General features: G+C 46.5%; 6 protein-coding genes and 1 pseudogene. 2 read left to right on the forward strand and 5 right to left on the reverse strand.

Features of this window, described 5'->3' with window-relative positions; genetic code table 11:
• Positions 1-15 precede the first annotated feature (15 nt).
• The 3 genes and pseudogenes from ACOMHB_RS03495 to ACOMHB_RS03505 form a co-directional block, all read right to left on the reverse strand.
• The gene (locus ACOMHB_RS03495; RefSeq protein ID WP_448218598.1) at positions 16-366 is read right to left on the reverse strand and encodes an RING finger domain-containing protein; all 351 of its coding nucleotides are present in this window, start codon (positions 364-366) and stop codon (positions 16-18) included.
• Positions 367-738 (reverse strand): annotated as a pseudogene (locus tag ACOMHB_RS03500) (CHY zinc finger protein); the annotation flags it as partial. It lies immediately after the preceding gene.
• Between the two features lie 277 nt (positions 739-1,015).
• A complete protein-coding gene (locus ACOMHB_RS03505) occupies positions 1,016-3,271 on the reverse strand; it encodes a hypothetical protein (protein WP_448215521.1) in 2,256 nt (751 codons plus the stop codon).
• A 253-nt stretch (positions 3,272-3,524) separates the two neighbouring features.
• Between ACOMHB_RS03505 and ACOMHB_RS03510 the strand changes: the two genes are divergently transcribed.
• A complete protein-coding gene (locus tag ACOMHB_RS03510) occupies positions 3,525-4,163 on the forward strand; it encodes an IS607 family transposase (protein WP_448215522.1) in 639 nt (212 codons plus the stop codon).
• A gap of 22 nt (positions 4,164-4,185) precedes the next feature.
• Positions 4,186-5,289: an RNA-guided endonuclease InsQ/TnpB family protein gene (locus tag ACOMHB_RS03515; protein WP_448218599.1), complete on the forward strand. Its 1,104-nt coding sequence runs from the start codon at positions 4,186-4,188 to the stop codon at positions 5,287-5,289.
• An 88-nt stretch (positions 5,290-5,377) separates the two neighbouring features.
• Here the strand turns inward: ACOMHB_RS03515 and ACOMHB_RS03520 are convergent, their stop codons facing one another.
• Both ACOMHB_RS03520 and ACOMHB_RS03525 read right to left on the reverse strand, forming a co-directional pair.
• Positions 5,378-8,671 carry an RING finger domain-containing protein gene (locus ACOMHB_RS03520; RefSeq protein ID WP_448215523.1) on the reverse strand — a complete coding sequence of 1,098 codons (3,294 nt, stop codon included), beginning with the start codon at positions 8,669-8,671 and terminating at the stop codon, positions 5,378-5,380.
• A gap of 241 nt (positions 8,672-8,912) precedes the next feature.
• The gene (locus ACOMHB_RS03525) at positions 8,913-12,641 is read right to left on the reverse strand and encodes an RING finger domain-containing protein (RefSeq protein ID WP_448215524.1); all 3,729 of its coding nucleotides are present in this window, start codon (positions 12,639-12,641) and stop codon (positions 8,913-8,915) included.
• Positions 12,642-12,756 lie beyond the last annotated feature (115 nt).

The following is a 12,756-nucleotide window of genomic DNA, read 5'->3' on the forward strand; positions in this document are numbered from 1 at the left end:
AATCCGGTCGGAGGGTTAATTGCTATTTTCAACTAACGGAGTATATAGAGGGTTTCTGCAAACAGGGCAGGTTCTTATCCCGTTTTTAACCAACTCAATGGCGCATTCCCTATGAATTTTGTGGGAGCAGGGCAGTATCTGGCAGCCGCCGAAGGCATCTTCCAGGCAGATGCAGCACTCATCGTGGCCTGAGTTTTCCCGGCATTTGTGATTGCCTTGCAACCTTATGTCCAGACAGACATTGCAAACATCGCAGTGAAAGTTCTCTTCCTCGTTTATTCGGCAAATACCGCATTTATCGCAGTGGAACGGTGTCATATTCATACTGGTGAAATGTTTGCATTTTGCACAGTAATATTCCGACATTAGCTGATTGCATCCCGGACACGTCTGTGAGTCTTCTGTAATGTCCCCCTCATAGTGACACAGAGAGCACCGAAGCCTTATTGCATCAACAGCCATGCGATCGTCAACGTCGCAGTCATTACTAATGTTGTGACATCTTTGGCAGGGGAAAAATCCGGCACAGCATCCAAAGTTCACAAGGCATAACCTCTGGTAATGACCGCACACTGAGTTTCGTTCTGGTTGCGCAGATGTATTTAACTGCGCGTTCGATGGGTTTGGCTCTTCATTCAGGGGGCTTGATTGCTGGTAACATGCGTGAGACTCTGCTTCGTTGTTTGCTATCGAGCCCGGGCTTGCCGCTGCCGTCTGATACCGTGCTTGTTGGTTCACATAGTCTACTGACTCTTGATGTGTTCTGAGATTAAGGTCCAGGTTTCTGATTTGTTCCTCGAGGTATTGGACTCTGGTTTCCAAACGGGCCCGCGAATCACAATACCTCCGATTCTCTCTTCTTAATCCTTGAACCTCTTCAGTTAATTCCTGATGCCCTCTTCTCAACCATTGAGACTCTGAAGTTAAATTCTGGTTTTCTCTTCTTAGTCCCTGAGCTTCTGAAGTTAACGCCTGATTCTCTCTTCTTAATTCTTGAACCTCTAGAGTTAACTCTTCAATCCGTTGTCTTTTTTTTTTCTTTTTCCTGAGCGCGTCTTTTCAGATCAACGAGAATAGAGTTATCGATCGAATGTTTAATTAAGAAGTTTTGATCTATTCCCAACTCTTCCAGATCGGATCGGTCGTCTGCCCAGTTGGATTGATGATGACCATGTGAATGTCTTGTCTGAGATCTCCTTTGGAAGGAGGCATTTTGCGGACCTGCAAGGGCAGGCAGCTTTGGTCTGGCTCCCTGCTGTAAGTACCTGTCAGTTGCTAAGCCAGGAGGGCTGTCGGTAGAGCGAGAGGCGTTGTGGTAGCTATTAACTTGCTGGATGGAATGGGTGAGCATATTTCCATTGTTTGCAGTGGTAGCGTTAAAGGCAATATCTCTCTGACTGATTACAGGCTCTGTGAAAGGGGCTTGTAGTGAGGGCACTTGCAGTAAGTCGAAAGTATGTGCCTGCTTAATCAACTCATTTGAAAGGCGCACTAATTCAAGGCGCGATGGGTGCTGATTAAGTTGTATAAAGATATCGCGAAAAGAGATGGAGAAGGTAAATGATTGTGCAGAAATCATAATATCACGGCTGATGCCCGAATCTGATATTTTTCCTAACAGTTCACGAATAGGTACCAGTGGGTTTGAACAGAGCAGGAACAATTGAACAAAGTATTCGGTAAAGCAACATTTTTCAAAGTTTCCTATGGGTGGCTGTTGGTCAGATTGATTAACCCTGTGGATGATATCCAGAACAATTTTATACAAAATCATCAGGTTACTGTCGGCTGCTTCGGGCAGTGCCCAGTCAGGTGGGGCGATTGGTTGGAGTTCAGAGGGGTTGTTAAAATCATCCAGAGTCCTTGTTTGATCACTCGTAGCTTCTATCAGTTGCCTGATAAACTGGTTGCGCGTTGAGTTCTCATCGAAAGAACGCTGCAGGTGCAATATCGCCTCAAGAGGCGTGACAGTATTGCCCGCAGTATTTGTGCCCTTTGTCTCCAGAACCTGCAAACGCTGGGGCAGGTCCAGCTCATCCAGTATTTGCCTCAGCTTGAAAACGGCATCGGGATCGTCGCTCTCAATAATGGCTAAAAGCTGGTTAGCAAGTAGCTGAAGGTCCTGAGTCCCGGTGCTTTTTTCACTTTTTTTGCCATTGTTGTCTTTTCTTTTGTCACCATCTCCACTGCTATAACTGCCTTCTCCCGGTGAATTGTTCTCCTGATCTTCAGGTTCACCTTTTTTCTCTTCAGGGTGGTCGTTATTTTCGTCCTTTGGTGTTTTATCTGGTAAATCACCCGATGCTTTTCCATCCCCATCAGCGGTCTTTAAGACACCGGCATGATCTGTTTTCAGGGCTGTTTGCTCAAGAAATAGTTTCAAGCAGCCAAGTTGCCACTGAAGGCTTTCGTTGGCTGGGCAAGCAGTGGCGGCACGTTGGAAGAGAGTGTTCCAGAAATAAACATCGGTCAGTTGTTCAATATTCAGGAAGTCAAGCCAACCGACGGGTATAACGGCCTCACTGGAAGAACCATCTGCGTTAACGCGCGTTATTTTCAGACGCGCCCGGGATGGCTGTTCCTCAGTTGAGGTAGAATCCTTGCCTAAAGACATCAGCCAGTTGATGACGGGTTTCAGGATAACAAGATCTATTTCGAATAATCCCGTTGGTCTCCCTCCTCCCCCGTGTGGAGGGGGAGGCAAGTGGAAGAAGCCTCCGTTGCCACCACTGGGAAAATTGGCTTTGCCAGCGAGCTTGTCTCCTGTTGATGACAGTGTGTTATTTCGGATTTGTCCGGTTTCCAGCCCGCTGTCCGTGATCTCGTCGGGGTAGACCAGAAGGGTCAGTGGGATAGCCCGAGGTTTGACGTTCAGCGGTTGATCCCTGGTGACAGAAATAAGCTCTGGTCTCTCTGCCGTCGTGGATTTTAAGCGAATCAGTGTGCCATTTTCAGAGGCGCGTTCTGAGACATCATGGAAGTCGGGTATATGCTCTTCCCTTACTATTACTGGCTGATAGCAATAGTCACTCAAGTTGTTCCTGACCCATATCGCGATACCGTCGGAATCTGCTGGCACCACAGGTGCTCTAAAGCAAAGGATGCTGTTTCGGTCATTGAAGCCTTCTGGAAGGAGCAGAACCATTTGCCACAGACTCACGCCCTGCGAATCTGTAGAGTCATCGATTTCAATCCGAACCCCGTGCCCATCGGGATAATGCCGGTCAATGAGGGTTGAGCAATAGCATAACGGCACAACCGCCATAGCCATTAGGAAAAGTACAAATGCTATGAATATGCGGAAAAAAGTCCACTCAAATCTCGCTTCACAACTTGTGTCGACAATTCCAACCCGAACTCTTTGTCTGATAGAATGCGTCAGAACAGTTCCACCCTGAAAAAATAAAGGAACATCTTTAGCCAACCCTGTTATTTGTTGTAGAAACAGAGAATAGCCAAGTATTTCTAAATTGCTATATGGATTGCTTGTCCTGTGCGACAGAGCCTTCGGCAGTCAAATAAAATTGCAACAATCGCAAAATCAATTACGCCAGACACAAGATAAATCGTCAAAAGGTGAATTTATCTTGTGGGGTTCAACTACAAAGCTAGCCAAGATTGAAGGCGTAACCAGCCAAATTATGAGGCGCAAGATCGAAAGCGGTCACTACGAAAAAGTGAAGCAAACAAGTGGTGGTCACTTCCGCATATTCATTAACCAGCAGAGGAAGATATGCTATACAAGAGTGAGCTCTGGAAAGCAAAAATCCAGCATTGACACGCAAAAGCGTATCTTACTCAAAGAGCACCCTGATGCAGAATTTATCAGCGACATTGCCAGTGCTTTCAACTTTAAGCGAAAAGGACTGCAAACCATTCTGGAATCAGCGGTGTGCGGAAATCCAACCCATATTGTGGTTGCCACAAAAGATCGACTTGCCCGATCAGGGTTTGGACTCATCAAATGGCTTGTTGAATTATCGGGAGGACACATCGAGGTTTTGGATGACCCGGATAACGCCTGTGAGCCATTCGACACCCAAGAGCTTATCGGTTTCATTACCTCATTCTGCAATAGCCACTACGGGAAGCGATCTGCTAAAAGACGCAAAGGACGCAAAGATAGTAGCGTCAAAAAAGATCAGGTTTTACCCAGAGAATGAGCAAGCCTATCACGATGCCCTGATACTCTATCGCAGGTCGTACAACCTTGCTGTTGAGCGTTTCCGCAACGATGACTATAAAGATGCCAGCGGAAAATTCATCAACATGCGACCTGCCATTAAAGCTCAAGTGAAGCAAGAGCAAAAAGAAAGTGGCAGGGCTTATAACTCGCTTGTTTCTGATAATGGAACACTGGCGGCAGCGGCTACATTCAAAGCGATCTGCAAGCACAACAAGAAGCTCAAGGGAGCTAAAGAGGGCTTTGCAGAAATCAGTTTCAAAAGCCGCAAAGGTAGCAGGCACTCATTCTCTATTGACCGTTTGCCAAAGGGATTAAATCCCTGCGTAGAGGCTCTTGGCAAGATTCACCTGACAGAAGATGTGCCAGCAGAAGCGATTGGTAAATCTTGTGTCGTAACCTACGACAAAGGTCGCTGGTTCATTCAGGTTCAACAACATATTGAGCTAAATCCCGAAATCCAAGGGAAGGTTAGATGCGTTGGAGTTGACCCCGGAGTTCGCACCTTTGCCACGTGCTACAGCGAAAAAGAGGCGTTGATAGCGGGTGATAAGGTTGCAAAAACAAAGCTGTTCCCACTGATGAAGCAAGTGGACAGCTTGATCAGTCAAAAGCAAAAAATCCTGAACACTCAGAAGGGCGTTGAGTTCTCCGATATGCCCCAGTGGGCAAGAGATCGGATTATTCATTTCAACAGGGAAATTGACCGGCTGAAATGCAAAAAGGATGACATTGTTCTTGATCTGCATAACCGGCTGGCGTTCGAGTTGGTGTCGAACTACGACGTTGTATTTTTGCCAACCTTTGAGACAAGAGGTATGGTCACACGCAAAGATAAGAAGGTTCGCACCATTCGCCGTAACACCTGCCGCCAGATGCTTGACCTCAATCACTACCCATTCAAAAAGCGGCTTAAGTGGTACGCAAAAAAGTATGGAAAGCATGTAGTTGATTGCAACGAAGCCTATACATCCAAGACTCGATCATGGAGCGGGACCATTGACGAAAAATTAGGTTCTTCCAAGGTTATTAAGGGTGAGGGCTTCACCGTTGATCGTGACATCAACGGTGCCAGAAATGTCTTTCTTAAGTGTTTGACAAGGTAGCTTGAACCTTAGCCATAACAGCGAGCGTTGCGCTCGTTGCGGTTTTAATCAAGAGCATCAATCTCTTAACCGGCAAAATACTTGTCTGTTATTCTTCCTTCCATAGTTCAGTGATTTTTGCAATGTGGTGGCGACCATATGACACGAAATGGGTGGTCACCAGAAAACGGCTATTGGCGCTGAATTTGGCTGAGAGTATCGTACCACTGTGACAGGTAGAGATTTCTTTTTTCGATGATGCATCGCCCTCCAGGGTATGGATTTTTGTCTTCCTGTCGATAGTGAAGGTCGCCGCAAAGCGGTTATCGGTGCTGAAGGTGGCTGAAGGGAAACAGACCCAATCTTTACAAAGGGTAGTGCTGTCTTCTTTCCATGATCCATTGTCATTCAAGCAATACTCTTTGCTTGCCCTGTCGATACTGGTGGTTATCAGACGTCTGCTACTGGGGGTGAAGGTGGCTGAGAGGACCTTATGGTAGTGGCAGATAGTTATTTCTTCTTCCCATGATGCATCGGTTTTTTTGCCATAGATTTTCGCCGTATTATCGTCACTGGCGGTCGCCAAATGGCATCCATCGGCGCTGAAGGTAGCTGAGTTGATCCGATCTTCATGGGCAATGATGGCTTTTTTTACCCATGGTCCATTGTCCTGCCTGCCATAGATTTTAACCATGCCATCCCTGCCAACAGTCATCACATGGCAGTCATCAGGGCTAAACACGGCTGACTGGATCGGGCCATCGCTGTCGATATGGCTAATGGTCAATTCTTTTTCCCATGAGCCATCGTCCTGTTGGCCATAGATTATTGCCGTAGCATCGTCACTGGCAGTCACTATATGGTGGCTATCAGCGCTGAAGGTAGCTGAGTTGACAGCGTCATCATGGGCAATGATGGTTTTTATTTTCCATAATCCATTGGCCAACCTGCCAGTGATTTTTACCATGTTATCTTTACCGACAGTCACCACATGGCTACTATCGGGGCTGAAGGTGGCTGATTGGATCGGACCATTGTGTCTAATGGTGACTTCTGGTTCCCATTGTCTGTTGTCTTTTTGGCCAAAGATTATTGCCGTACCATCTTCACTGGCAGTCACTACATGGTGGCTATCAGCGCTGAAGGTGGCTGAGTTGACCTTACCAGTATGTTGAACACAGTGTTCTTGTTCCCATGATGCATCGTCCTTCTGGCCAAAGATTTTCGTCTTGTGATCTGTGCTGGCAGTTACTACACGACAATTGTCGTTGCTAAAGCTGGCTGATTTGACCGGACCATTGTGGCGGATAGTGACCTCCTCTTCCCATGATCCGTCGGCCTTATAGCCGTAGATTTTCGTGGTACAGTCGTCACTGGCGGTCACCATCCGGCGGCTATCAGGGCTGAAGGAGGCTGAGTTGATCTCAAGGTCATGGGGAATGTTGGCTTTTGTAACGGGATGAATTATTGTCCTCAAGATATTGACGAACCGTGAGTCATCTGGACCCTGAATGTTGTGCCTGCAAAGTTGGACATAATGGTATAGGGCTTCATAACATGTTTCTGTTATATTCCATTCCTTAACGGCTCTATTTGCACTGTCTAACGAATGACAATTGCCGTATTTTTTCACTAGACTGATAAAGTCGTTAAGTTTTTCTCTTAAGTCATTTAATTCTGATCGACATACAGGACAAGTTTTAACTGAAAGGTCAGGTAGCCCTTTTTGCAGCCACAGATTTAAACAATACACATGAAAAACGTGATGACATGGCGTTTTCACTAATCTTGCTGTGCGTGAAAAGCGCTTACAACATATTGGGCACTTATTATCAGTAATTTGTGCATGTTTCACCTTATCCACTTTAAATGCATTATCGCGAAAGGCATTGATATTTATATAATCATCCATTGTTTTCTTGCCAGGCACAGCCATGGCTCTATCCGCACCGACAAAAGATGATGTACTTGCCAGACGAGTTGAATGACCACCGTGTGATCGTCTTTTCTTTAATCGTTTTTGGCGCAGCCCATTTGCCTGATGAGTAAGGGCGGGTTGCTTTGGCCTTGCTCCCTGCTTTGAATATCCAGTACCAGAGGCACTTTGGCAGCTATTAACTTGTGGGGTAGAAGTCATTACTGGCTCATGGGGTGAAGGGTCGGTACGCAGCTGAATTAACTGTTCATTTACGAAATGTTGTAATTCATGAAGCGCCGGGTGTTGATGAAAATGTGCAAAGGTATCTGCAAAAGAGGCAGGAAATGTAAATGATTGTGCAACGGTTATAATATCAATCCTTATGGCTAAATCTGATATTTGTCCTGACAGATAATGAATAAGCTCAAGCGGGTTAGAGTAGGTCAGGAATAACTTGACGAAGTATTCAGCAAAGCAACGTTTTTCAAAGTGTCCTACAGGTGGCTGCTGGTCAGACTGATTGACTCTCTGGATTATGTCCTGAACAATCTTGTACAAAATCATCAGGTTGTTGTCACCAGCTTCGGGTATTGCCGGGTCCGGTGGAATTATTGTCTGGAGTGCAGGCAGAGTGTCAAGGTCATTCAAAGTCTGTTTTTTATCGCTTGTGGCTTCTATCAGCTGCTCGATAAATGGGTTGCGCAATGAATTCTGTTCGAGAGAACGCTGCAGTTGCAGTACCGTCTCAAGAGGAGTGATACTTTCATCCCTGCTGTTTGTGCCTTTTGTTTCCAGAACCTGCAAACGCTGAGGCATGTCCAGCTCATCCAATATTTTCCTGAGTTTAAAAACGGCACTGGGATCGCCGCTTTCAATGATGGCTATAAGCTGATTTGCAAGTACCTGAAGGTCTTGAGTGGAGTCATTATTTTTAGTCACCGATTCATCGTCGTCTTTTCCGTTATTGCCATTCCCACTGCCATCATGGCCTTCACCCGGTGACTGGTTTTCCTGATCTTGAGGTTCTTCTCTTGTTTTCTTTTGATGGTGGTTATTTTCGTCCTTTGGCTTTGGATCGGGTGCTCTGCCAGAAGGCTGCCCATCGCCGTTACCTGCCTTCAGGCCACCGTTATGATTTGTCTTCAAGACCGTTCGCTCAAGCCATGGTTTGAAACAACCAGGCTGCCATTGGAAGCTTTCGCTGGCGAGGCAGGAGAAGCCGCCACTCCCGCTACCGGGAAAATCGTCGATGCCAGCGAGCTTGCCACCTGACAATGTCTGTGTGTTATTGCGGGTTTGGCTGGTTTTCGGTCCGATGTCAGCCGGGTTGTCGGAATAGGTCAGAAGGGTCAGAATCCGAACCTCGTGCCCATCTGGATTATGCTGGTCAATGAGGGTGTAAGAGTAGCCTGACGGTGCAATCACCATAGCTGGTAATGACAGGACAAACGCCATGAAAGCTATAAATGTGCGGTAAAACTGCACTGAAGTCTCTCTGTAACCTGGTCGATAATATCCAATCCGCCCTCTTTGTCTGATAGAAAATGCCGGGACAATCGGTGCTGACTTTTTGCTCTGGAAAAATAAAGGAACGGCATTGGCCAATCTCATCATTTGCAGTACAAACAGAGGATAGCCAAAAATTTCTGAATCGCTATAGGGACTACTTGTCCTGTGCCACAATGTCTTCCGCAACATCTTGACGTCAGAGAAGGGCGGTTTGCTTTCATTCGTCCTTCCAGAGTTCAGTGATCATCGCAGCCTCCTGATAGCGACCAATATCTGAAATACAACTGGTGTTCACCAGAAAGCGACTATCAGTGCTGAAGTTGGCCAAGAATACCGGACCATGGTGATAGATAGTGATTTCTTTTTGCCATGATGCATCGTCTTTCAGGCTATAGATTTTCGCCTTCCTATCGATACTCGCGGTCACCGCAAAGCGGCTATTGGCGCTGAAGGTGGCTGAACGAACCCAGCCTTCATGAAGGATTGTGGTTTTTTCTTCCCATGATCCATTATTATTGTGGCTATAAATTTTTGCCGTCCCGCCTCTGCTGGCAGTCACCACATGTTGGCTATCGGGGCTGAAAGTGGCTGATAAGAGTCTATGGTTATGGCAGATAGTCATTTCTTCTTCCCATGCTACATCGGTCTTTTCGCCATAGATTTTGGCCGTATTATCAGAACTGGCGGTCACCAAATGGCATCCATCGGCGCTGAAGCTGGCTGAGTTGATCTGATCTTCATGGGCAATGATGGCTTTCTTTACCCATAATCCATTGTCCTGCCTGCCATAGATTTTAACCAGGTCATCCCCGGCAACAGTCATCACATGGCGGCCATCGGGGCTGAACTCGGCTGATTGGATCGGACCATTGCTGTCGATATGGCTAATGGTCAATTCTCTTTCCCATGATCCATCGTCCTGTTGGGCACAGATTATTGCCGTACCATCGCCACTGGCGGTCACCACACGGCGGCTGTCGGTGCTGAAGGTAGCTGAGTTGACCGTGTAATCATGGGCAATGATGGCTTTTTCTTGCCATGCTCCATTGGCCGACCTGCCAGTGATTTTCACCAGGTTATCTTTACCGAAAGTCACCACATGGCTATCATCGGGGCTGAAGGTGGCTGATTGGATCGGACCATCGTGGCTAATGCTGGCTTCTGTTTCCCATGACCTGTCGTCCTTTTGGCCAAAGATTATTGCGGTACCATCGTCACTGGCAGTCACCATACGCTGGCTATCAGCGCTGAAGCTGGCTGAGTTGACCGTACCAGTATGTTGAACGGTGAGCTCTTCTGTCCATGATCCATCGTCTTTTTGGCCCAGGATTTTCGCCTTGTGATCCTCACTGGCAGTAACTACACGACAGCTATCGCGGCTGAAGCTGGCTGATTTGACCTTACCATTGTGGCGAATAATGGCCTTTTCTTCCCACGATCCATCGGCCTTATGGCCATAGATTTTCGCAGTACAATCTTCACCGGCGGTCACCACCTGGTGGCTATCAGGGCTGAAGCTGGCTGACGTGATCTCAGAGTCATGGCGAATGTTGGCTTTTATATCGGGATAAATTATTTTTCTCAAGATATTGGCATACCGTGGATCATCTGACGCCTGACTGTTGAGTCTGCAAAGTTGGACAAAATGGTATAAGGCTTCATGACTTGTTGTTCTATTCCATTCCTTTACGGCTCTATCTGCACTGTCTAACGAATGACAATTGCCGTATTTATTCAATAGCTTGTTAAGGTCGTTAAGTTTTTCTTTTGAGTTTTTTAATTCTGATCGACATACAGGACAAGTTTTAATTGCAAGATCAGGTAGCCTTTTTTGGAGCCACAGATTCAAGCAAAGCACGTGAAAAATGTGATTACAGGGTGTTTTCACTAATCCTGCTGTGCGTAAAAAGCGCTCACAACATATTGGGCACTTATTACGAGTAATTTGTGTATGTTGCACCTTATTCACTTTCAATGCATCATCGCAAAAAGCAATGATAGTCATGTCATCATCCCCATAAGATCGTTCTGTTTTTAATCGTTTTTGGTGCGGCGTATTTGACTGATGAGAAAGGTTGGGCCGTTTTGGCCTTGCTCCCTGCTGTCGGTTTCTTAACCGTTCATTTAAGAAATGTTGTAATTCATGAAACGAGGGGTGTTGGTGAAATTGTACAAAGGTATTTGAAAATGAACTGGCAGATGTCAATGATTGTGCAGCAATTATAATCTCATGGGTTACTGCTGAATCTGATATTTGCCCTAACAGATTACCAATAAGTTCAAGTGGGTTTGAATAGAACAGAAACAATTGAACGAAGTACTGAATAAAACAATTTTTTTCAAATTGTCCTATTGGTGGTTGCTGGTCAGATTGATTAACTCTATGGATTATGTCCAGAACAATCCTGTACAAAATCATCAGGTTGTTGTTGCCAGCTTCGGGCAGTGGTCGGGCTATCGGTTGCAGTGAAGCCAGAATGTCAGGGTCATTCAAAGTCCGTGTTTTATCGCTCGTGGCTTCTATCAGCTGCTCGATAAACCGGTTGCGCGATGAATTCTCATAGCAAGAACGCTGCAGTTCCAGTATCGCCTCAAGAGGACTGACAGCATTACCACTGGTGTTTGTGCTTCTCGTTTCCAAAACCTGCAAACGCTGTGGCATGTTGAGCTTATCCAGTATTTGCCGCAGCTTAAAAACAGCATCAGGATCGTCACTTTCAATGATGGCTACAAGCTGGTTGGCAAGTACCTGAAGGTTTTGAGTCCTGGCATTTTTTTCACTCTCCTCGCCATTGTCGTCTTTTCTGTTATTACCATCCCCGCTGCCATCATTGCCTTCTCCCGGTGAGTTGTTGTTCTGATCTTCAGGTGCTTCATTTTTGTCCTTTTGATGGCTGTTATTTTTGTCCTCTGATCTTGAATTTGGTGCGCTACCAGAGGGTTGGCCATCTCCATTAGCGGCCTTCAGGCCACCGGCATGATTTTTCTTCAAGGCCGTTCGCTCAAGCAATAGTTTGAAACAGCCAAGCTGCCTAAGAAGACTTTCGCTGGCGGGGCATGAAGTGGCGGCATGTTGCAGGAGGGTGTTCCAGAAATCAACATCGGTCAGTTGTTCAACAGTGAGGAAGTCGAGCCAGCCAACAGGTATAGCAGCTTCGCTGGAAGAGCCATCGGCATTAACCCGTGTCATTTTCAGATGCGCGGGGGAGGGTGGCTCTTCAAACGAAACAGAATCTTTACCAATGGACATCAGCCAGTTGATGACGGGTCTCAGGATAACCAGATCTATTTCAAATAATCCCGATGGTCTCCCCCCGCCACCTCCCCAGGGTGGGGGTGGCGGCAAAAAGAAGAAGCCACCGTTGCCGCCACCACCGATGCCAACGGGCTTGCCGCCCGCTAATGTCAGTGTGTTATTCCCGGGTTGGCCGGTTTTCAGCCCGCTGTCGTTTATGTTGTCGGTATAGGTCAGAAGGGTTAACAGGGCAGTATGGGGCTTATCGTTGTGAAGTTGATCAGTAGTGACAGAAGCTAATTGCGGTCTGTCTGCCGTCGTGGATCTTAAGCGAACAAGCGTACCATTTTTAGACGCATGTTGAGAGATATGTTGGAAGTCGGGTGTTTGTTCTTTTGTCAGTATCATCAGTTGATAACAATAGTTGCTCGGGTCGTTCGTCACCAATATCGCAATACTGTTGGAATCTGCTGGCACCACAGGCGCCTTAAAGCAAAGGATACTGTTTTGGTCATCGAAACCCTTCGGTAGCAGCAAGTTCATTTGCCACTGACTCACAAACTGAGGATCTTTGCCATCATTGATCTCAATCCGAACCTTGTGCCCTGCCGGATTATGTCGGTCAATGATGGTTGAGGAATAGCATAAAGGCAAAACTGCCATAGCCACCAGGAAAAGAACAAATGCTATGAATAAGCGGTAAAGGTGCATTCAAATCTCGCTAACTTATGATAACAACCCCGACCTGTCCTGTTTTCCTGACAGAGTACAATCAGAAAGGTCTGTGTTGGCCTTCTGCCCTGAAAAATAAAGAAACGTTACTGGA

This window comes from Endozoicomonas sp. 2B-B (assembly GCF_053470045.1).